The sequence below is a fragment of the Bradyrhizobium sp. genome, from assembly GCF_035273305.1.
GTDB lineage: Bacteria > Pseudomonadota > Alphaproteobacteria > Rhizobiales > Xanthobacteraceae > Bradyrhizobium.
Window position 1 is genome coordinate 1 of sequence record NZ_DATEPI010000031.1, and the last position, 21,379, is coordinate 21,379.

At 60.9% G+C, this 21,379-nt stretch carries 16 protein-coding genes; 14 read left to right on the forward strand and 2 right to left on the reverse strand.

Going from position 1 to position 21,379, the window contains the following annotated elements; all coding sequences use genetic code 11:
* The first annotated feature begins 96 nt into the window (after nt 1-96).
* The 9 genes from pdhA (at nt 97) to VJV58_RS02060 (ending at nt 10,893) form a co-directional block, all read left to right on the forward strand.
* Complete coding sequence (gene pdhA, locus VJV58_RS02020; RefSeq protein WP_324135655.1) at nt 97-1,131, forward strand: pyruvate dehydrogenase (acetyl-transferring) E1 component subunit alpha; 1,035 nt, start codon at nt 97-99, stop codon at nt 1,129-1,131.
* A 47-nt stretch (nt 1,132-1,178) separates the two neighbouring features.
* Nucleotides 1,179-2,576 (forward strand): pyruvate dehydrogenase complex E1 component subunit beta, encoded by a 1,398-nt coding sequence (locus VJV58_RS02025; RefSeq protein ID WP_324135656.1) that lies wholly within the window; start codon nt 1,179-1,181, stop codon nt 2,574-2,576.
* Between the two features lie 3 nt (nt 2,577-2,579).
* Nucleotides 2,580-2,885, forward strand: a complete 306-nt coding sequence (locus VJV58_RS02030) for a DUF5076 domain-containing protein (RefSeq protein WP_324135657.1) — start codon at nt 2,580-2,582, stop codon at nt 2,883-2,885.
* Between the two features lie 2 nt (nt 2,886-2,887).
* Nucleotides 2,888-4,276 (forward strand): pyruvate dehydrogenase complex dihydrolipoamide acetyltransferase, encoded by a 1,389-nt coding sequence (locus tag VJV58_RS02035; RefSeq protein ID WP_324135658.1) that lies wholly within the window; start codon nt 2,888-2,890, stop codon nt 4,274-4,276.
* A 73-nt stretch (nt 4,277-4,349) separates the two neighbouring features.
* Nucleotides 4,350-5,768, forward strand: a complete 1,419-nt coding sequence (gene lpdA, locus VJV58_RS02040; protein WP_324135660.1) for a dihydrolipoyl dehydrogenase — start codon at nt 4,350-4,352, stop codon at nt 5,766-5,768.
* A 94-nt stretch (nt 5,769-5,862) separates the two neighbouring features.
* Nucleotides 5,863-7,104 carry a threonine synthase gene (locus VJV58_RS02045; RefSeq protein WP_324135661.1) on the forward strand — a complete coding sequence of 414 codons (1,242 nt, stop codon included), beginning with the start codon at nt 5,863-5,865 and terminating at the stop codon, nt 7,102-7,104.
* A 34-nt stretch (nt 7,105-7,138) separates the two neighbouring features.
* Entirely contained in the window at nt 7,139-8,110 is a 972-nt protein-coding gene (locus VJV58_RS02050; RefSeq protein WP_324135662.1) for a tripartite tricarboxylate transporter substrate binding protein BugD, read from the forward strand.
* A gap of 250 nt (nt 8,111-8,360) precedes the next feature.
* A complete protein-coding gene (ilvD, locus tag VJV58_RS02055) occupies nt 8,361-10,085 on the forward strand; it encodes a dihydroxy-acid dehydratase (protein ID WP_324135684.1) in 1,725 nt (574 codons plus the stop codon).
* Nucleotides 10,072-10,893: a tetratricopeptide repeat protein gene (locus tag VJV58_RS02060; RefSeq protein WP_324135663.1), complete on the forward strand. Its 822-nt coding sequence runs from the start codon at nt 10,072-10,074 to the stop codon at nt 10,891-10,893. The genes ilvD and VJV58_RS02060 overlap by 14 nt, the downstream gene beginning before the upstream one ends.
* A 130-nt stretch (nt 10,894-11,023) precedes the next feature.
* Here the strand turns inward: VJV58_RS02060 and xth are convergent, their stop codons facing one another.
* A complete protein-coding gene (xth, locus tag VJV58_RS02065; protein ID WP_324135664.1) occupies nt 11,024-11,815 on the reverse strand; it encodes an exodeoxyribonuclease III in 792 nt (263 codons plus the stop codon).
* Nucleotides 11,816-11,971: 156 nt separating this feature from the next.
* On the opposite strand from xth, the gene VJV58_RS02070 reads away from it, so the two are divergent.
* Together VJV58_RS02070 and VJV58_RS02075 are read left to right on the forward strand one after the other, a co-directional pair.
* A complete protein-coding gene (locus tag VJV58_RS02070) occupies nt 11,972-13,102 on the forward strand; it encodes an efflux RND transporter periplasmic adaptor subunit (protein WP_324135666.1) in 1,131 nt (376 codons plus the stop codon).
* Nucleotides 13,103-13,105: 3 nt separating this feature from the next.
* On the forward strand, nt 13,106-16,234 hold the full coding sequence (locus VJV58_RS02075) for an efflux RND transporter permease subunit (RefSeq protein ID WP_324135668.1): 3,129 nt from the start codon (nt 13,106-13,108) through the stop codon (nt 16,232-16,234).
* A gap of 33 nt (nt 16,235-16,267) precedes the next feature.
* On the opposite strand, the gene erpA is transcribed toward VJV58_RS02075, so the two are convergent.
* Nucleotides 16,268-16,600, reverse strand: coding sequence for an iron-sulfur cluster insertion protein ErpA (erpA, locus tag VJV58_RS02080; protein WP_324135670.1), 333 nt, complete (start codon nt 16,598-16,600; stop codon nt 16,268-16,270).
* A gap of 115 nt (nt 16,601-16,715) precedes the next feature.
* Here erpA and VJV58_RS02085 point away from each other — a divergent pair, with 115 nt between their 5' ends.
* From VJV58_RS02085 to VJV58_RS02095, 3 genes are all read left to right on the forward strand, one after another.
* Entirely contained in the window at nt 16,716-17,912 is a 1,197-nt protein-coding gene (locus tag VJV58_RS02085) for a deoxyguanosinetriphosphate triphosphohydrolase (RefSeq protein ID WP_324135671.1), read from the forward strand.
* A gap of 46 nt (nt 17,913-17,958) precedes the next feature.
* Complete coding sequence (argS, locus tag VJV58_RS02090) at nt 17,959-19,752, forward strand: arginine--tRNA ligase (RefSeq protein ID WP_324135673.1); 1,794 nt, start codon at nt 17,959-17,961, stop codon at nt 19,750-19,752.
* A gap of 100 nt (nt 19,753-19,852) precedes the next feature.
* Entirely contained in the window at nt 19,853-21,367 is a 1,515-nt protein-coding gene (locus VJV58_RS02095; protein ID WP_324135674.1) for an SPOR domain-containing protein, read from the forward strand.
* The last annotated feature ends 12 nt before the right edge of the window (nt 21,368-21,379 follow it).

A 21,379-nucleotide genomic window follows, 5' to 3' on the forward strand; every position in this document is an offset into this window, starting at 1 on the left:
GGCATTGCGAGACCGAAGACGGATCACGCAATCCTTTAACGGCCGATTGAGTTGGGCTAGAGAGGGCCGATCCACTCTCTTTCAGCCGGAATTGCCATGGCCACACCCAAGAAGACCGACACCAAGGACAAAGGGCAGGACAAGGCGCAAGACAAAGGCAACGGCTCGCCGCCGGATTTCACCAAGGAGCAAGAACTCAAGGCGCTGCGCGACATGCTCTTGATCCGGCGCTTCGAGGAGAAGGCCGGTCAGCTCTATGGCATGGGCGCGATCGGCGGCTTCTGCCACCTCTATATCGGGCAGGAAGCCGTGGTGGTCGGCATGCAGATGGCGCTGAAGAAGGGCGATCAGGTCATAACTGGATACCGCGATCACGGGCACATGCTGGCCTGCGGAATGGATGCCAAGGGCGTGATGGCCGAATTGACCGGACGCCGCGGCGGCTATTCCAAGGGGAAGGGCGGCTCCATGCACATGTTCAGCAAGGAGAAAAACTTCTTCGGCGGCCATGGCATCGTCGGCGCGCAGGTTTCATTGGGCACGGGGCTTGCGTTTGCCAACCGCTACCGCGGCAACGATTTCGTCAGTCTCGCCTATTTTGGTGATGGTGCGTCGAACCAGGGCCAGGTCTATGAAAGCTTCAACATGGCGGAGCTGTGGAAGCTTCCGGTTATCTACGTCATCGAGAACAACCGTTACGCAATGGGCACCTCAGTCACGCGTTCCTCGGCTCAGACCGATTTTTCCAAGCGCGGCATCTCCTTCAACATTCCGGGCGAGCAGGTCGATGGCATGGACGTACGCGCGGTGAAGGCGGCTGGCGACAAGGCGGTGGCATGGTGCCGCGCCGGCAAGGGTCCCTACATCCTGGAAATGCAGACCTACCGCTATCGCGGGCATTCGATGTCGGATCCGGCAAAATACCGCACCCGCGAGGAAGTCGATAAGGTGCGTCACGATCAAGACCCGATCGAGCAGGTCCGCAACCGCTTGCTTGCCGCCAAGATGAGCGAACAGGAACTCAAGGCCATTGACGGTGAGGTCCGTGAGATCGTCAACGCTGCCGCCGATTTCGCGCAACATGACCCTGAACCCGACGCCTCCGAATTGTACACCGACGTCTATCGCTGAATCCTTCGCGCGCATTCCAGCCTGAAGAGTGAGTTTCTGGAGCTACCATGCCGATCCAAGTGCTGATGCCCGCGCTGTCGCCGACCATGGAAAAGGGCAACCTTTCGAAATGGCTGAAGAAGGAAGGCGAGGCGATCAAGTCAGGCGATGTGATTGCCGAGATCGAAACCGACAAGGCGACGATGGAGGTCGAGGCAACAGACGAAGGCACGCTTGGCAAGATCCTGATCCCGGAAGGCACAGCCGACGTCGCGGTCAACACGCCGATCGCCACTATCCTGGCCGATGGGGAGAGTGCCTCCGATCTCGGCAAACCTACTGCTCCGGCGAGACAGGAGAAGGCGGCAGAGTCCGCTCCGCCTGCGGCTGAGGCGAAATCTTCCCCCGCCCCGAAGCCGGAGCACGCCCCGGCCGCGCCAAAGGCCGTCGCCGAACCGGATCCCGAGGTGCCAGAGGGCACCGAGATGGTGACGATGACGATCCGGGAAGCCTTGCGCGACGCCATGGCCGAGGAGATGCGACGCGACCCCGATGTGTTCGTGATGGGCGAAGAGGTCGCGGAATATCAGGGCGCCTATAAGGTGACGCAGGGACTGCTGCAGGAGTTCGGCGCCAAGCGCGTGATCGATACGCCGATCACCGAACACGGATTCGCCGGCGTCGGTATTGGCGCGGCGATGGCCGGCTTGAAGCCTATCGTCGAATTCATGACGTTCAATTTCGCGATGCAGGCGATGGATCAGCTGATCAACTCCGCTGCCAAGACGCTCTACATGTCGGGCGGACAGATGGGCTGCTCGATCGTTTTTCGCGGACCGAACGGCGCCGCCGCTCGGGTCGCGGCTCAGCACAGCCAGGATTACTCCGCCTGGTATTCGCAGGTGCCCGGCCTCAAGGTGATCGCGCCGTTTTCGGCTGCCGACTACAAGGGTCTGTTGAAGGCTGCGATCCGCGATCCAAATCCGGTGATCTTCCTCGAAAACGAAATGCTGTACGGTCACTCCGGCCCGGTGCCGAAGCTGGACGACTATGTGGTCCCGATCGGGAAGGCTCGCGTGGTGCGAACGGGCGGGCACGTCACGATCGTGTCGTGGTCGAACGGAATGAGCTACGCGCTCAAGGCCGCCGACGAACTCGCAAAGGAGGGCATCGAAGCCGAGGTGATCGATCTGCGCACCTTGCGACCGATGGACACGGAAACCATCATTGCCTCCGTGAAGAAGACTGGCCGCGCCGTCACGGTGGAGGAAGGCTGGCAGCAGAACGGCGTTGGATCGGAAATCGCCGCGCGCATCATGGAGCACGCATTCGATTACCTGGATGCGCCGGTCATGCGCGTATCGGGCAAGGACGTGCCGATGCCCTACGCCGCGAATCTCGAAAAGCTCGCACTGCCCTCGGCGGCCGAAGTGGTCGAGGCCGCCAAAGCTGTTTGCTATCGGTGACGCATGGCAGGTCCCCAAGAGCAGCCTTTGCCCCCGGATGTGATGGGCCGCGCCGATGCCGTAGAGGTGTTGCGCGCGTTCGTGCTGGATGGCGGACTTTCCATCGCGTTCACGCGCGCTTTCGAAGAGCCTGATCTGTGGGGCCTGCTGCTGGTTGACATAGCACGTCATGCGGCGCGCGCTTATGCGCGTGAGAGCGACTTCACGGAAGAAGAAGCGCTGACCCGCATTCTTGAAATGTTTGAAGCCGAAATCGCGCGGCCAACGGACGCGGGCAATACCACGCCGCGATCGCAACAAGGTCACTGAGCATGCCAATCAACATTCTGATGCCCGCGCTGTCGCCGACGATGGAAAAGGGCAATCTGGCCAAGTGGCTCAAGAAAGAGGGCGACAAGGTGCAGTCGGGAGACGTGATCGCGGAAATCGAGACCGACAAGGCGACGATGGAAGTTGAGGCGGTCGACGAGGGCACGCTGGCGAAGATTCTGGTGCCGGAGGGCACGCAGGATGTCGCTGTCAATGACGTGATCGCGGTGCTCGCCGGCGATGGCGAAGATGTAAAAGCCGCCGGCGCCGCGAGCGCGGCGCCAAAAGCTCCACCAGCCGCAGCCGCTCCGAAACCGGCGACCCCGCCCTCCGCGTCGTCAACCGACGCGCCGGCCGCGCGAGCCTCCGGGGATCAGACCAGGAGCGCTGCGCCTTCTCCTCGCGCCGAGGAGGGCGTGAAGGCGCCGGTCTCCAAGGGCGAGGCTGCGCGCACCAATGGCCATGGTCGAATTTTCTCCTCGCCGCTCGCGCGACGTCTGGCGAAAGATGCGGGCATTGAGCTTGGGCGAATTACGGGCTCCGGCCCCCATGGACGTGTGATCGCCAGGGATGTCGAGCAAGCCAAATCAGGCAAGGGCCTGAAGGCGCCGGCCGCCGCGCCTTCGGGCGCGCCGAGCATCGCCCCCTCGATGTCGGATCAGCAAATTCGCGCGCTGTTCGAAGAGGGCAGCTATGAGGTGATCCCGCATGACGGCATGCGACGGACCATCGCGCAGCGCCTGACGGCCTCTGTGCAGACCGTTCCGCATTTCTACCTGACCATGGACTGCGATATCGGAAAGCTGCTTGCGGCACGCGAGGAGATCAACGCTGCCGCCCCAAAGGACAAGGAAAAGAAGCCGGCCTACAAACTCTCGGTCAATGATTTCGTCATCAAGGCAATGGCGATCGCGCTGCAACGGATTCCCAACTGCAATGTGAGTTGGACCGAAGGCGGCATGCTCAAGCATAAGCACTCCGATATCGGGGTGGCGGTAGCGATGCCCGGCGGCCTGATCACGCCGATCATTCGCAAGGCCGAGACTAAATCGCTATCCACGATTTCGAGCGAGATGAAGGATTTCGCCGCGCGCGCTCGGGCACGCAAGCTCAAGCCGGAGGAGTACCAGGGCGGCACCACCGCGGTGTCCAACCTCGGCATGTATGGAATCAAGGATTTCACCGCCGTGATCAATCCACCGCACGCCACGATACTCGCCGTTGGCACCAGCGAGGAGCGCGCGGTGGTGCGCGAGGGCAGCATCGTGGCCGCCCACATCATGAGCGTCACCCTGTCCTGCGATCACCGCGCGGTCGATGGGGCCCTTGGCGCTGAACTGATCGGCGCGTTCAAGATGCTGATCGAAAATCCCGTCATGATGATGGTGTGAGGCCGATAGCCTCCGAATTCTTTTTTGGCCTCTCCCGCCGGCCGAGGAGGGAGCGAAAGTAAGCGAGTAACAGATGCCCGACACCTCCTTTGACGTGATCATCATCGGCTCCGGCCCCGGCGGCTACGTCACAGCGATCCGCGCGGCACAGCTTGGGTTCAAGACCGCAATTGTCGAGAAATCCTATCTTGGCGGGATCTGCCTGAACTGGGGCTGTATCCCGACCAAGGCGCTGCTGCGCTCGGCGGAAATTTTTCACTATATGCAGCACGCCAAAGACTATGGGCTGTTGGCCGAGAAGGTCTCCTACGATCCCAAGGCGGTAGTGCAGCGCTCGCGTGGCGTCTCTAAACGCCTCAACGACGGCGTCGGCTTCCTGATGAAGAAGAACAAAGTCACGGTGATCTGGGGCGAGGCCGTCATCGACGCACCCGGCAAGATCACGGTGAAGAAATCCACCGTCGAGGCGCCGAAGGGGACATCGGGAGAAGGGGTCTACCATGCCAAACATATCATTCTCGCCACCGGCGCGCGGCCGCGGGTGCTGCCGGGACTGGAGCCGGACAAGAAATTGATCTGGACTTATTTCGAGGCCATGGTTCCGGACAAGATGCCGAAATCGCTGCTGGTGGTCGGCTCCGGCGCCATCGGCATCGAATTCGCATCGTTCTTCCACACCATGGGTGCTGAGGTCACTGTTGTGGAGGTGTTGCCGCAGATCCTCCCCGTCGAAGACGCTGAAATCGCCGGCCTAGCGCGGAAACGTTTCGAGAAACAGGGGATCAAGATCCTCACCAGCACCAAGGTCACCAAGCTCGAGAAGAAGACTGATAGCGTTGTCGCCACCATCGATGACGGCAAGAAACCGCAGACCATCGAGTTCGACCGCGTGATCTCGGCGGTCGGCGTCGTCGGGAACATTGAAAACCTCGGACTCGAGAAGCTGGGCGTCAAGATCGATGGCGGTGTGATCGCGATCGACGGCTTCGGCAAAACAAATATTCCGGGGATCTACGCAATCGGCGACGTTGCCGGGCCGCCGATGCTCGCGCACAAGGCGGAGCATGAGGGCGTGGTATGCATCGAAGCCATCAAGGGCCTGCATCCCCAAGCAACCGACAAGGACCTCATTCCCGGCTGCACGTATTGCAATCCGCAAGTAGCGTCGGTCGGCCTTACCGAGGCGCGGGCCAAGGAGGGCGGGCGTGAGATCCGCGTTGGCCGTTTCCCGTTCGTCGGCAACGGCAAGGCTATCGCGCTCGGCGAGGACCAGGGGCTCGTCAAAGTGATCTTCGACAAGAAGACCGGCCAGTTGCTCGGCGCGCACATGGTTGGCGCCGAGGTCACCGAGCTCATTCAGGGCTACGTGGTCGCCATGAATCTGGAAACCACGGAAGAAGAGCTGATGCACACCATCTTCCCGCACCCGACCCTGTCCGAAATGATGAAGGAAGCGGTGCTGGACGCTTATGGCCGGGTGTTGAACATCTAACCGCCATCAAAAGCATGCACCTGGCGGCGCGCCGGTGCGCATGCCTGTAAGAAAGACGCCGGCTATCAATAAAGCGCAAGAAAGATGGCGATCAGTGAAAGACAATGACAATCTGACCACCGAGCGCCCGACGTTCGTGACCCATCTGGAATGCGCGATGGAGGGCGATCACTATGCGGCCGACCAGATTCATAACCTCTCGAAAGCAAACAAGCCGCTCCTAGTGCGCTACGATCTTGCCGGGGTGAAGAAATCCTTGAGCAAGGAGGCGCTGAAGCAGCGTCCGGCCGATCTCTGGCGCTACCGCGAGATGCTGCCGGTGCGCAAAGCTGCGGATATCGTCAGTCTCGGTGAGGTCACAACGCCGCTGATCCGGCTTCCGAACCTCGCCAGGAAAGCAGGTGGCGGCGAGATCATTGTCAAGGATGAAGGCCGCTTGCCGACCGGCTCGTTCAAGGCGCGCGGGCTCGTCATGGCTGTGTCCATGGGCAAGGCGCTCGGGATCAAGCATATGGCGATGCCGACCAACGGCAATGCGGGTGCCGCGCTCGCGGCCTATGCGACGCGCTGCGGAATCAAGACCACGATTTTCTGTCCGGCCGACACGCCCGAGGTGAATGTCAGCGAGATCGAGCTGCAGGGCGCGACCGTCTATCGTGTCAACGGGCTGATCGACGATTGCGGCAAGATCGTCGCCGAGGGTAAGGCCAAGGCTGGCTGGTTCGATACTTCGACGCTGAAGGAGCCATATCGGATCGAAGGCAAGAAGACGATGGGACTCGAACTCGCCGAGCAGTTGGGCTGGGACGTCCCGGATGTGATCTTTTATCCCACCGGCGGCGGCACCGGTCTGATCGGAATGTGGAAGGCATTTTCCGAACTCGAGGCGATCGGGTTCATCGGCAGCAAGCGGCCGAGAATGGTCGCGGTGCAGGCAACTGGGTGCGCGCCGATGGTGCGCGCGTTTGAGAACGGCACCGAGCATGCGCCGCGCTGGGAAGATGCCCACACAATTGCTTCCGGAATCCGTGTGCCGCAGGCGGTCGGAGACTTCCTGATTCTGCGCGCCGTTCGGGAAAGCAAAGGCTTTGCCATCGCCGTTACGGATGAGAATATCTCCGCGGCGCTGAACGAAGTCGCGCGCGAGGAGGGCTTGTTGCTGTGTCCGGAGGGCGCGGCCACCTATGCAGCCTACAAACAGAGCCTTGCCGATGGGCGCGTGACAAAACATGATCGCGTGGTGCTATTCAATTGCGCTACCGGCCTTAAATATCCGCTTCCGCCGGTTACGCGTACACTCGACCGGCACGCGCCGATCGACTACGCGAAGCTTTAGTTTTCTTTCTGTGGGGCAGCGCTGGAGACGCGGGATGTGGAAAGCAATTCTGGCGGGTTTGATCGCGCTAGCTCCGTGGGGTGGTCACGCGCGCGCGGAGACCTTCCCGTCTCATCCCATCACGATCGTGGTGCCGTTTTCGGCCGGCGGACCATCCGATGCCATGTCGCGCATTCTGGCAGAACGCATGAAGGTGAAGCTTGGCGAGACCATCCTGATCGAGAATGTTACGGGTGCGGGCGGCTCGATCGGAGTCGGACGAGCGGTGCGGTCCCCGCCTGACGGTTACACCATCAGTTTCGGTCATCTCGGCACTCACGTCGCAAACGGCGCCATTTATAAGCTCGGCTACGATCTCGTGACGGATCTCGAACCAGTGGTGCTGCTGCCGAGCAATCCCATGATCATCGTCAGCAAGAACGCAGTGCCCGCAAAGAACCTGGAGGAGCTGCTCGCCTGGCTGAGGTCGCGGCCAACGCCGCCGACGGCGGGCACGGCGGGGGCGGGTTCGGGAAGCCATATCGCCGGGCTCTATTTCGAAAAGGTCACCGGGATCAAGCTGCAATACGTCCCTTATCGAGGCACTGCGCCGGCGATGACCGACCTGGTCGCCGGCCAGATCGACCTGATAGTGGATCAAACGTCGAATTCGATCGCGCAGGTGCGAGCCGGGACGATCCGCGCCTACGCCGTCACTGACAGCAAGCGCGTCGAGCAAGCCTCGGACATTCCGACCACCGACGAAGCCGGGCTGCCCGGATTTCACATGACGCTATGGTCCGGACTTTGGGTGCCGAAAGGCACGCCCAAAGAAATCATCGCAAAGCTCAACGCGGCGGCGGTTGATGCCTTGAATGATCCCGGCGTCCGCAAGCAGCTCGAAAACCTTGGGCTTCAGTTGCCGGCCCCCAATCAACTTTCGCCGGAGGCGCTGGGGACGTGGCAGAAAGCGGAAATCGCGAAATGGTGGCCGATGATCAAGGCCGCCAACGTGAAAGTCGAGTAGCCGGGCGATTTCGGTTTGGGTTGGCGAGCGAATTAAGCCGACAAATGGTGGCGCCCGGGCCACAAATGTTGCCCTGCCGCAACACATACCTAAGATTTACCTGACGGCCACAGCTAGCTCTTGTCCGCGCCGCTTTTTAGCCACACCCCTCGATGAATGGTGACGTAGGCTTACGGCCAAGGCGCTCGCGAAGGCGAAGGAAAATCCTGTTTTCCGGATCCAACAAGAGATGGCTGGAAACAGGTTCGCGATGGACGCCAAGACCAATATCAAGAAGCGATTACCCAGTCGTCACGTAACGGAAGGCCCGGAACGGGCGCCCCACCGCTCATACCTTTATGCGATGGGGCTCACGACCCAGCAGATCCATCAACCGTTCGTGGGCGTTGCATCTTGCTGGAATGAGGCGGCGCCGTGCAACATCGCGCTGATGCGCCAAGCCCAGGCCGTCAAGAAGGGGGTCGCCTCCGCCGGCGGCACCCCGCGTGAATTTTGCACCATTACAGTGACTGACGGCATCGCCATGGGGCACGACGGTATGCGCTCGTCGCTGCCGTCGCGCGAATGCATTGCCGATTCCGTGGAACTGACGATGCGCGGCCATGCCTATGATGCGTTGGTCGGGATCGCCGGGTGCGACAAGTCCCTACCGGGTATGATGATGGCCATGGTGCGGCTGAACGTGCCCTCGATTTTCATCTATGGCGGTTCAATTCTTCCCGGCAATTTCCGAGGCCAGCAGGTCACCGTCCAAGATATGTTCGAGGCGGTCGGCAAGCATTCGGTCGGCGAAATGTCCGATGCCGATCTGGATGAAATTGAACGGGTAGCCTGCCCCTCCGCGGGTGCCTGCGGTGCACAATTCACCGCCAACACAATGGCAACAGTCTCGGAAGCAATCGGACTTGCGCTGCCCTATTCGGCCGGAGCGCCCGCGCCGTACGAAATTCGCGATGCCTTCTGCATGACCGCCGGAGAGAAGGTCATGGATCTGATTGCCGCGAACATCCGTCCGCGCGACATCATAACCCGGCGCTCCCTTGAAAATGCGGCCGCCGTTGTGGCTGCATCCGGCGGGTCAACAAATGCCGCGCTGCATCTGCCGGCCATCGCGAATGAATGCGGTATCAAGTTCGATCTGTTCGACGTGGCCGAAATCTTTAAAAAGACGCCGTATGTCGCGGATTTGAAACCGGGCGGTCGTTATGTCGCCAAAGATATGTTCGAAGTTGGCGGCATTCCGCTGTTGATGAAAACGCTGCTCGATAACGGCCATTTGCACGGCGACTGCTTGACGGTCACCGGCCGAACGATCGCCGAAAATCTCAAAAGCGTGAAATGGAATCCGCACCAGGACGTGGTGCGGCCTGCCGACAAGCCAATCACCGCGACGGGCGGTGTGGTCGGCCTGAAGGGTAATCTCGCGCCGGAAGGTGCGATCGTGAAGGTCGCGGGTATGTCGAATTTGAGATTTACCGGCCCCGCGCGCTGTTTTGACCGCGAAGAGGATGCCTTCGAGGCCGTCCAGAAGAAGACCTACAAAGAGGGTGAGGTCATCGTGATCCGTTATGAGGGACCGCGCGGCGGTCCGGGCATGCGGGAGATGCTCTCGACCACGGCCGCCCTGACCGGGCAGGGCATGGGCGGCAAGATCGCGCTGATTACGGATGGCCGGTTTTCCGGCGCGACCAGAGGGTTCTGTATCGGCCATGTTGGGCCGGAAGCGGCCATCGGCGGCCCGATTGCGCTGTTGCGGGACGGCGATATCATTGAAATCGACGCGGTTGCCGGCATCCTTAACGTAAAATTGACCGACCCGGAACTGGCGGAGCGCAGAACCAAATGGAAGCCACGAGAGACTAACCATACATCAGGCGCGTTGTGGAAATACGCGCAGCAAGTCGGACCGGCGGTGAATGGCGCGGTGACCCATCCAGGCGGGGCGCACGAGAAGCAGTGTTATGCGGACATTTAAGCGTGCCATTCTTGCGTTGATGTTAGGTGCCGCAACGGCGGCGGCCCCGGCATATGCGTTCGATGGCGCGCCGGCCGCCTCAGACGCCGCTATCCCGGTCGCTGCGGCCCAGTCAGGCGCCACCATTTCCCTGAAGAAGGCGGTTCCGTCGTCGACCCCGACGGAGACTTCGCTGACGTCCCTACAATACGCCGCGGAAGGCGGTCATCCCATTGCTCAATGGAAGCTCGGGCGGATGTACGCCAACGGCGATGGGGTGACCCAGGACGATTTGCGCGCCTTTGAGTATTTCAGCCGGATCGCCAACGCCCACGCTGAGGACAGCCCGTCGGCGCCGCAGGCGACGATTGTCGCCAACGCCTTTGTCGCGCTCGGCCGCTATTATCTGAGCGGAATTCCGAACTCGAAGATCAAATCCGATCCGGAGCGGGCGAGGGAGATGTTCTCCTATGCCGCGTCTTACTTCGGCAATGCTGACGCGCAGTACGATTTAGCTCGGCTGTATCTGAATGGCGCCGGCTCGTCGCGGGATGATTACCGATATGGCGCGCGTTGGCTCGGCTTGGCCGCGCAGAAGGGGCAGCACCAGGCGCAGGCGCTGCTGGGACAGATGCTGTTCAACGGTGACCAACTGCCCCGCCAGGCCGCTCGCGGATTGATGTGGTTGACCCTGGCGCGTGACAGCGCCGGGCCCGACGAGACGTGGATCAAGGAAAGCTACAACAAGGCCATCGCCAAAGCCTCCGACGATGACCGGGCGATGGCGCTGCAGATGCTCGAGCACTGGGTGCAGGGTCGCAGGGACTGAACAATCGGTTCGGGCGGCAAAGCGAAGCAGGCCTCTATCGCTGAGCCCTGCTGACTCAAAATCCAGACGTGCAAAATCCAGACGTGATGGTGAGGGCCGCCTAAGCGGCTCTCCCTATGTGTGATTTGCTTTATGCGGTCTCGAGATCGAGATCGGCCCAGACCGGCACATGATCCGAGGGTTTTTCCCATCCCCGCACGTAGCTGTCGATTCCGACTCCGACGAGGACGTCGCTCGCCTGCGGTGACAGCAGCAGATGGTCGATCCGCAAACCATGGTTCTTCTGCCAGGCGCCGGCCTGATAATCCCAGAAGGTGTATTGAGCGGGCGCATCTGTTACGGCGCGTAGTGCATCGGTCAGGCCGAGGCCCAGCAGCGACTGAAAGCTCTCCCGGGTTTGTGGCCTGAACAGCGCGTCGTTAACCCAGGCTTCCGGATTGTGGACGTCCTGAGGTGTCGGGATCACGTTGAAATCTCCGGCAAGCACCATTGGCTCTTCCCCCTTGAGACGCTGGGCCGAGTACTCCAGGAGCCGCGACATCCATTTGAGTTTATAAGTGTATTTATCGGTCTGTGGCGGATTGCCATTGGGCAGATAGAGGCAGGCGACACGTAGCACGCCGGTTTTGAGCGTCACCACGCCTTCCAGAAATCGGGCGTGGGTGTCCTCGTCGTCGCCTGCCAGTCCTGATTTGGTCTCGTCGAATGGCAGCTTCGACAATAGCGCGACGCCGTTGAAGGTCTTCTGGCCATGCGTGACCACATTGTATCCAAGTGCCTCGATCGCCTCCCTCGGAAATGCCTCATCGAGGCATTTGATCTCCTGCAGGCAAACGATGTCCGGCGCGCATTCCTTCAGCCAACTCAACAGATGCTCAATCCGTTGCCGCACCGAATTGACGTTCCAAGAGGCAATTCGCATGAAAGAAAGTCCCGTCCGTAACCATTTTCCATTATATGGCATACCATGGGGCGCAGCGGTGTGATAACCGTTCAAAAAAACAGGCGCGACTGTCGCGCCATCGTGGGCAGGAGAGCGGCCGTCCGGGGTCTTACGGACCGGCCGACGTGAAATGCTATGAAAACCGGTAATTTGATGTTTGTCGCGGGCGTGCTGGGCATTGCTGCGCTGGCGGCCGTGATGACTCGTGCATCGTGGACAAGCGGCGGCGCCACTGTACAGGGATCCGCGCGGCCACGCGTGATTTCAGTTGAGCTCGCAAAAGCGGAGCGCAAGTCGGTGCCGGTCGACGTGGATTCGATCGGAACGGTGACGCCGATTTCAAGTGTCGCGCTGAAATCGCGACTCGAAACCACCATCGTCCAGGTTCACTTCGATGACGGCGCCAGGGTCAATGAAGGCGACGTGCTGTTTACGCTTGATGCGCGACAGATCGACGCGCAAATCGAACAAGCAGAGGGCATGCTCGCGAAGGACCAGGCAAGCCTGGAAGGCGCGCAGCGCGATGTCAGACGTTTCAGCGATCTGATCGGCAAGGGCGCTACTACCCAGGTCAATCTGGATAACTCTAAGACCCAGGCGGACGTTCTGATCGGCACTATCAAGGCCGATCAGTCTGCGCTGGACAATCTGAAAGTGCAGAAGAGCTATACCGTGATCCGCGCGCCATTCTCCGGGCGGATCAGTGCGGCCAACGTGAAGGTCGGCAACTTCGTGCGTCCGGCCGATACCGCCCCGCTCGCAGTAATCAATCAAATGGCGCCCGTCTATGTCACGTTTGCAATCCCGCAGCGTGTGCTGGTCGATCTACGCGATGCGATGGGTCGCGGCGAATCGAAGGTCATCGCGACCATCCCCGGTCATCAGCGCTCCGAAGACGGCAAGGTTGCGATGGTTGAAAATGCCGTGGACTCCACCACTGGCATGATCACCGTTCGCGGCATCATGAGCAACGAGAGCGAAACCTTGTGGCCCGGGATTTTGGTCAACACCAAGCTGGTCATCCGGACCGAGGAAGCGGTGACGGTGCCCACAGCGGCTGTGCAGCGCAGCCAGAACGGCAACTACGTTTTCATCATGCAGGACGGCAAGGCTCACGTGCAGCCCGTCAATGTCAGCCGCACGTTTCAGGGGATCTCGGTGATCGGCTCCGGACTCTCCGGAGGCGAAGACGTTGTCACCGATGGACAACTGCTCTTGTCGGAGGGAACGCCGATCGCCCCGCGCACGGCCAGAGCAGGGGCCTGATCGATGACGCTTTCGGAGCTTTGTATCCGTCGCCCCGTCATGACGACGCTGCTGACTGCGTCGATCATCACGTTCGGTGTCTTTGGCTTCCGCCTGCTGCCGGTCTCAGCGCTTCCCAAAGTTGATTTTCCGACCATCGCGGTAACGGCGACATTGCCGGGCGCGAGCGCCGATACCATGGCGGCTTCCGTCGCCGGCCCGATCGAGCGCCAGCTCTCGACCATCGCCGGTATTTCGTCGATGTCCTCGACCTCGTCGCAGGGCACGACCTCGATCGTCATCCAGTTCGATCTCAACCGTAACATCGACGCCGCCGCGCTTGACGTGCAGACCGCGCTGACCATCGCGCAACGGCGATTGCCGATCGAAATGACGATTCCGCCCAGCTTCCGAAAGGTCAATCCGTCGGATTTCGCGGTGCTGTTTATCTCGCTCAGTTCCGAGACCCTGCCACTATCGGCGGTCAACGAATATGGTGACATCACGATCGGACAGGCGCTGTCGCAGATTCAAGGTGTCGCTCAGGTCGTGATTTTCGGTAGCCAGAAGTTCGCGATCCGCGTCCAGGCCGATCCGGAAGCCGCGGCAGCACGGGGAATATCGCTCGAAGACGTGCGTGCGGCCGTCTCGCGGGCGAATTCCTCGACACCGGTCGGAACCTTGAACGGGCCGAAACAGGATGTGGCTCTGCAGGCCTCCGGCCAGATGGAAAAGGCCGCTGACTACCGCCACGTGATCGTCGCCTGGCGCAATGGCTCGCCGGTGCGGCTCGATGAGATTGCCCGCGTCTATGACAGTGTCGAGAACGACAAGACCGCGACCTGGTTCAATGGGGCCCGGTCGATCGTGCTTGCGATCTACAAGCAGCCGGACGCCAACACGGTCGCCGTGGTTGACGGCGTACTGGCGAAGCTGCCCATGCTCCGCGCCCAGATCCCGCCATCGGTGAAAATAGACGTCACCATGGACCGCTCGGTTTCCATCCGTCAGTCGGTCAGAGACGTTGAGGAAACACTGCTGATCGCCATCGGTCTGGTCATCCTGGTGATCTTCCTTTTCCTGCGCTCGGTCTCAGCGACCTTCATCCCGGCGCTGGCGGTACCGATCTCGCTGTGCGGCACATTTGCCGCGATGTACATGCTGGACTTCTCCATCAACAACATGACTTTGCTGGCACTGACGCTTTCGGTCGGCTTCGTCGTCGACGATGCCATCGTCATGCTGGAAAATATTGTCAGACACATCGAGCATGGGATGCGGCCCTACGCGGCGGCCCTTAAGGGCGCACGCGAGATCGGCTTCACGATCATTTCGATCACGTTTTCGCTGATCGCCGTTTTCATTCCCGTGCTGCTAATGGGCGGGATTGTCGGGCGGGTGTTCCGCGAATTCGCAGTGACGATCGCGGTTGCGATCGTCGTCTCCGGCTTCGTTTCGCTGACACTGACGCCGATGCTTTGCGCGCGTGTCCTGAAGGCGCATGACCAGACCAGAAAGCCCAACATCGTGCTCCGGCTTTTTGAGAGGATGTTCGATTCCTGGCTTCGCGCCTATGAATGGACGCTCGATATTGTACTGGCCCGCAAGGCGATGATGCTCGCCGTGACCATGGCAACGCTCGCCGGCACGATCGCGCTCTATATCGTCGTTCCGAAGGGGTTCTTTCCGCAGGAGGATACCGGATTTCTATCCGGCGTAACCGAGGCTGCGACCGACACTTCATTCGAGGCCATGTCGGTTCGCCAAAAGGCGCTCACCGACATCATAGCTCGCGACCCCGCTGTCGAATACATCAACAGCACGGTGGGCGCGGGTGGGCCGAACCCGACCGCCAACTACGGCCGGCTGTTCATCGCACTCAAGCAAAGGAAAGAGCGAGAACCTGCGGCCGTGGTGATGGCGCGCCTGCGCCAGAAGGCGACGCAGGTGCCGGGAATGCAGGCGTTCTTCCAAGGCATCCAGAACCTCAACATCGGCGGACGGCCGTCCAAGAGCCAGTATCAATACACGTTGCAGAGCGGCGACACCGAAGCGCTGTACCGGCTGGCGCCGGAGATGAGCACAAAGATCTCGAAAATACCGGGCTTGCTCGACGTCACGACTGACCTCTACATCAAGAACCCGCAGATGACGGTCGACATCGATCGCGAGAAGGCGGCGGTCTATGGGGTGACCGTCGATCAGGTCCGTAACCAGCTTTACAACGCCTACGGGGCGCGCCAGGTCGGCACCATCTACATGCCTTCAAACGATTACCAGATCATTCTGGAGGCGCAGCCGCAGTTCCGGGTCGATCCGTCCGATCTTTCCAAGCTCTATGTGAAAACCACCAGCAATCAGACCATTCCGCTGGATGCCGTGGCCAAGCTGGTGCCTTCGGTCGGCCCGCTGCAAATCAACCATCAGGGCCAACAGCCCGCGGTGACCATCTCGTTCAACCTCGCGCCGAACTATTCGCTCGGCTATGCGGTCGACCAGATCACCGCGATTGAGCAGAACTCGAACCTGCCGGCAACCATCGCCACCGGTTTTTCCGGCACTGCGCAAGTCTTCCAGGATTCATTGCGCGGGCAGGGCGTGCTCATCCTGGCGGCCGTATTCGCCGCGTTTGTCATCCTTGGCATTCTCTATGAAAGCTTCATTCATCCGATCACCATCATTTCCGGCCTGCCCTCGGCGGGGATCGGCGCGATCTTGACCTTGATGATGTTCAACATGGAGCTTTCGGTGATCGCGATGATCGGCATCGTGATGCTGGTTGGCATCGTCAAGAAGAACGCGATCATGATGGTGGATTTTGCACTGGAGCGCCGTCGCGTCGGTCTTAGTGCCGAGCACGCCATTCGCGAGGCGGCACTGCTGCGCTTTCGCCCGATCATGATGACGACGTTCGCGGCGATTTTCGGCACGCTTCCGATTGCGATCGGCGCGGGCGCTGGCGCCGAGCTGCGTCAGCCATTGGGTGTGGCCGTCGTGGGCGGTCTGTGCGTGTCGCAGCTGTTGACGCTGTTCATCACGCCGGTGATCTACATCTACCTCGACCGCATCGACCGGCGATTGAAGGGGCGGCTCGAACCGCAAGTAGAGGACCTGGACGACATCGAGCGGCCGCACGTTGTCGCGGCTGAATAGAGTTCGCGGCTGAAAGAGTAAGCGTTGCGTTGGTCAGATCGAGAAACTGGTGCCGCAGCCGCAGGATGCGGTCGCGTTGGGATTGACCACCCGGAACGAGGCGCCGATCAGGTCATCGACGAAATCGACCTCCGATCCTGCCAAAAACGGTACCGAGGCAGGATCGACCAGCACAACCGCGCTGTCGCGCGCGATCACCAGATCATCGTCAGCCTTGGCGCGCTCAATATCGAATTTGTATTGAAAGCCGGAGCAACCGCCGCCCTCGACGCTGATGCGCAGCATCGCACCGTCACCCTCGGTCTTGAGGATTTCCCCGATGCGGCGGGCCGCCCGCTCGCTGATGACGACATTGCCTGCGCTCATGACGTAGCTCCGATAGCTAATACCGAACTTATTTGGTATCCGGTCCTCCATAGCTAAGTGCGCCAGGCGCCGGAATCAAACCCTTAGAGGGGACTCATACACCGTGTCGGTCGGAATGGCTGCTCCTCGCGCGCCCTATGCCTGCGACCCCGACCTCAGCCGGGGGCGGCTGTTCCAGGAGCCGCCGAGCAAGACCCGCAGTGCCTTTCGTCGGGATTGCGACCGCGTCATCCATTCCACCGCATTTCGACGCCTGAAGCACAAGACCCAAGTGTTCGTCTTCCATGAAGGCGATCACTACCGAACTCGCCTGACTCATTCGCTCGAAGTCGCACAGATCGCGCGCGCACTGGCTCGCCAGCTTGGGCTCGACGAGGATTTGACCGAGGCTCTGGCGCTGGCTCACGACCTCGGGCATCCGCCGTTCGGGCATGCCGGCGAGCGGGCGCTTGATTCCTGCCTGCAAGCTCATGGCGGATTCGATCACAATGCCCAGACATTGCGCGTGGTGACATCGCTGGAGCATCGTTATCCCGAATTCGATGGGCTGAACCTGACATGGGAAACGCTGGAGGGCATCGTCAAGCACAACGGCCCGCTCACGCAGCGAAACGGGGCAGCCGCCGGGCGTTATCGCGACCGCGGCATTCCCATCGGCATATCCCAGTACAACCAGATATACGACCTGGAGTTATGGAGCTTTGCGTCGCTTGAGGCGCAGGTCGCGGCGATCGCCGACGACATCGCGTATGATGCGCACGACATCGATGACGGTTTACGCGCCGGGCTGTTTACGGTCGACGATCTCACGGTCATGCCGCTGATGGCCCACATGATCGCTGAAATCGCCAGGCGTTACCCTGATCTGGACAATGACAGGCGCGGCGCTGAACTGGTGCGCGAACTGATCTCATATCTCATCGGCGCGGTTTCAGCGGAAGCACGCCGGCGTCTGGAAGCAGCGAGGCCTCGCTCTGTCGCCGACGTTCGCGGTCATGGCAAGGTCCTGATCGCGTTTCCTCCCCAGGTGGCCGAGGCCGAGGCCGGGATCAAATCTTTCCTGAAGGAGAGGATGTACCGGCATCCGCGGGTGATGCGGGCGATGGGTGAGGCTGAGCAGATATTGTTTGATCTGTTTGCGCGCTATCTGAAGACCCCAGGCGATTTGCCGGCCGAATGGTTGCCATCCAGCGCGCACGAAACGGAAGCCGAGCACGCTCGGCGAATTGGCAACTTCGTCGCCGGCATGACCGATCGCTTCGCATTGATCGAACATCAGAGGCTTTTTGACTCGACCCCGGATTTGCGTTAGGCGGCGGCCTTGGGCCGCATGCGCGTCCCATCCCGGTACACTCCGCATGGCCGATAAAGCTTCACCGCAGCATCTTTTCGCCGACGTGCTTGAGCGCGTGCAGGGCGCTTGTGCTGCGCTCGCGGCCGAAAGGGGATGGTCTGCCGATGTTGATTTTTCGCGGGTGGTGGTCGAGCCGCCACGTGACGCCGCCCACGGCGATATGGCCACAAATGCAGCGATGGTTCTGGCGAAACAAGTCAAAACCAAACCACGCGATCTCGCTGAACTGATCGCAGCGAAACTCCGCGCGGACGATATTATCGCAGGTGTCGAGGTCGCCGGTCCCGGTTTCATCAATCTCACTCTGCAGCCGAGGGCCTGGACCGACACGCTGCGGGCCATTCTGCGGCAGCGCGACGCGTACGGCAAAAGCACCATCGGCTCAGAAGCCAAGGTGAATGTCGAATTCGTGTCGGCGAACCCGACCGGTCCGATGCATGTTGGACATTGCCGTGGCGCGGTGTTCGGCGATGCGCTCTCCAGCTTGCTGGCGACTTCGGGATTCGACGTGACGCGCGAATACTACATCAATGACGCCGGGGCACAGGTCGACGTGCTCGCCCGCTCCGCCTATCTCAGGTATCGCGAGGCTGTCGGCCAGACCATTGGCGAAATTCCCGACGGACTTTACCCCGGCGAATACCTGAAGCCCGTGGGGCAGGCTCTGGCCGCGGAATATGGCAACAAGCTACTTGCGATGAGCGAGGACGCATGGCTCCCCCCTGTACGCGCCAAAGCGATCGCGCTGATGATGGAGGAGATCAAGGGTGATCTCGCCGCGCTCAAGATCCGGCACGATATTTTCATCTCTGAGCGATCGCTGATCGAATCCGGCAACAACAAAGTCGCCGAGACAATCGAATTCCTCCGTGCGCGGGGCGATGTTTACGAAGGCCGTCTCCCGCCGCCCAAGGGCGGTCCAGTCGAGGACTATGAGGACCGCGTACAGACGCTGTTCCGCGCCACCGCGTATGGCGACGATGTCGATCGTCCGCTGATGAAGTCGGACGGTTCCTACACATACTTTGCCTCTGATATCGCCAACCACAAGAACAAGTTCGATCGCGGCTTCCGTGATCTCATTGACGTCTTTGGCGCCGACCACGGAGGCTATATCAAACGTATGCAGGCAGCCGTCAAAGCGGTTACCGGGGGCAAGGCCACCCTCGATGTCAAAGTCGTGCAACTGGTGCGGCTGTTGCGCAATGGCGAGCCGGTGAAGATGTCAAAGCGCTCGGGCGATTTCGTCACGCTGCGCGAGGTGGTTGACGAGGTCGGTTCCGATGCCGTGCGGTTCATGATGTTGTTCCGCAAGAACGACGCGGTTCTGGATTTCGATCTTGCCAAGGTGATCGAGCAGTCGAAGGACAATGCGGTGTTTTATGTCCAATACGGGCATGCCAGGGGTCATTCGGTGTTCCGCAATGCAAGGGAGGTGGTTCCCGACCTTCCATTGGAGGAGGGGGCCCGGGCGGCCTTCCTTGAAAAAGCCCCTCTTGAGAGGCTGACTGACCCCTCTGAACTGGATTTGCTGCGGCGGCTCGCGCTCTATCCCAGAACCGTCGAGGCGGCGGCACTCGCACACGAACCTCACCGAATCGCTTTTTACCTGTATGATCTTGCCAGCGAATTTCATACCCTGTGGACGAGGGGCCGCGATTTGCCCTATTTACGCTTCATTATCAATGCTGATGCAGAGATCACGAGAGCGCGTCTAGCTATGGTGCAGGGCGTGGTCTCGGTTTTGGCTTCGGGCTTGGCCATTCTTGGCGTTCACGCTCCGGACGAGATGCGGTAGTCTCACGAGCGGACGTTGCTCACAGGGAGTGCGTGAGGGCATCTAGGCTGGTTCGTCGGTAAGGGTAGGTTGACCGGTTTCCCGGGGACGCATCATCACGATGGCTGATCGATATCAGGAACGACCTTTTCCCTCCGACGATTACGATCGCGGTGGTGATCCGCGCGCGCCGGCAAGGGATGAAGGCGATCCGCTGGCCGAGTTGGCCCGTCTGATAGGTCAGAGCGATCCGTTTGGCAGCATGGGTCGTGCCAATCAGCAAGTCTCGCCGCGCACCGGCGCACGTGATCAATACCAGCGTTCTCCTCAATATCAGCCGGCGCCTCATCAGCCGGCCCCTCAGTGTCAGCCCGCTCCGCAATACGAGCATCCGTTAGAGCCTGATCCAGGCCTTCACGCCGGCGCGCCGCCGTGGCTGCAGCGCGCTAGCAGGCAGGAAATTCCGGAGCAGGATTTCACGGAGGATTATCCGAGCGCTGTGCATCCGCTGCAGCGCTACGCGGCGGCCCGGCCAGCATCCGAACCGGACTACCGCGACACGCCGGCCTACGCCGACGAATCCGAGATCAATCCGTCGCGCTATGACGATGTGCTATATGGCCGCCTTGATGACGCCGCGCAGCAATCACCGCGCGATCGGGGCTATGTGGACGACGACTACGGATATGAGGATGGTTACGACGATGGCGTCGAGCCGCGAGCCCAGAAACGTCGTGGTGGCATGGCGAGCGTGGTCGTTGTCCTCGGACTCGCGGTGTTCGGGACGGGGGCCGCCTTTGCTTATCGGACCTATGTCGGATCACCACGCGTCGGCGATCCGCCAATAATCAGGGCCGACACCAGTCCGACCAAGGTTGTTCCAACGCCCTCCGATGCGACTGCCAAGCTGCCCGACCGCCTGACCTCAGGTGACACCGCCGAAAGAATCGTGCCGCGCGAAGAAGCACCGATCGATGTCAACGACAACAAGATCGGGCCACGCACGGCGTTTCCGCCGCTCAATCGTAATGGCAGCCCGCCATCGGTTGCGAGCGTGGCGACAGCAGCCTTGCCGTTGGCAAGCTCCGGAAATGGTACGCTCGCCAACAATGAACCGCGAAAAGTCAGAACCCTGACGGTGCGAAGCGATCAGCCAGATGGTGCCGCGATGCCCGTTGGCGCAACGCCTCCGGGCGCTAAGCAGGCCCCCACCGCTCGAGCTGCCCCTTCAGCCGCGCCCGCGCGCAATATGCCCCTTTCGGCCAACGCCAGCGCCACTCCGCCGATGTCGCTAGTGCCGCAGGGCAATCAACCCGCGCCCGAACCGCGCACCCGTGTGGCTGATACCAATCCACTCCAGACCTTGCCGGCCGCGGCGCCGTCGGGCGGCGGATATTTGGTTCAGGTCTCCTCTCAACGCAATGAGGCCGACGCGCAAGCGTCCTTTAGAGCGTTGCAGGGCAAGTTCCCGGCGGTGCTCGGATCGCATTCACCGGTGATCAAGCGGGCCGACCTTGGCGAAAAGGGCGTCTATTACCGAGCGATGGTGGGGCCATTCGGAACTTCCGATGAGGCGTCGCAATTCTGCGGCAGCCTGAAGTCGGCCGGCGGGCAGTGCGTCATCCAAAGGAATTGAGGGCTCTTTCCT

What these genes read in the sequence shown, in the direction of transcription:
- VJV58_RS02025 (WP_324135656.1), top strand. Translation starts at nt 1,179, where the DNA reads ATGCCGATCCAAGTGCTGATGCCCGCGCTGTCGCCGACCATGGAAAAG.
- VJV58_RS02060 (WP_324135663.1), top strand. Translation starts at nt 10,072, where the DNA reads ATGCGGACATTTAAGCGTGCCATTCTTGCGTTGATGTTAGGTGCCGCA.
- VJV58_RS02095 (WP_324135674.1), top strand. Translation starts at nt 19,853, where the DNA reads ATGGCTGATCGATATCAGGAACGACCTTTTCCCTCCGACGATTACGAT.
- VJV58_RS02085 (WP_324135671.1), top strand. Translation starts at nt 16,716, where the DNA reads ATGGCTGCTCCTCGCGCGCCCTATGCCTGCGACCCCGACCTCAGCCGG.
- VJV58_RS02035 (WP_324135658.1), top strand. Translation starts at nt 2,888, where the DNA reads ATGCCAATCAACATTCTGATGCCCGCGCTGTCGCCGACGATGGAAAAG.
- erpA (WP_324135670.1), bottom strand. Translation starts at nt 16,600, where the DNA reads ATGAGCGCAGGCAATGTCGTCATCAGCGAGCGGGCGGCCCGCCGCATC.
- pdhA (WP_324135655.1), top strand. Translation starts at nt 97, where the DNA reads ATGGCCACACCCAAGAAGACCGACACCAAGGACAAAGGGCAGGACAAG.
- VJV58_RS02050 (WP_324135662.1), top strand. Translation starts at nt 7,139, where the DNA reads ATGTGGAAAGCAATTCTGGCGGGTTTGATCGCGCTAGCTCCGTGGGGT.
- VJV58_RS02030 (WP_324135657.1), top strand. Translation starts at nt 2,580, where the DNA reads ATGGCAGGTCCCCAAGAGCAGCCTTTGCCCCCGGATGTGATGGGCCGC.
- VJV58_RS02070 (WP_324135666.1), top strand. Translation starts at nt 11,972, where the DNA reads ATGAAAACCGGTAATTTGATGTTTGTCGCGGGCGTGCTGGGCATTGCT.
- ilvD (WP_324135684.1), top strand. Translation starts at nt 8,361, where the DNA reads ATGGACGCCAAGACCAATATCAAGAAGCGATTACCCAGTCGTCACGTA.
- xth (WP_324135664.1), bottom strand. Translation starts at nt 11,815, where the DNA reads ATGCGAATTGCCTCTTGGAACGTCAATTCGGTGCGGCAACGGATTGAG.
- lpdA (WP_324135660.1), top strand. Translation starts at nt 4,350, where the DNA reads ATGCCCGACACCTCCTTTGACGTGATCATCATCGGCTCCGGCCCCGGC.
- argS (WP_324135673.1), top strand. Translation starts at nt 17,959, where the DNA reads ATGGCCGATAAAGCTTCACCGCAGCATCTTTTCGCCGACGTGCTTGAG.
- VJV58_RS02075 (WP_324135668.1), top strand. Translation starts at nt 13,106, where the DNA reads ATGACGCTTTCGGAGCTTTGTATCCGTCGCCCCGTCATGACGACGCTG.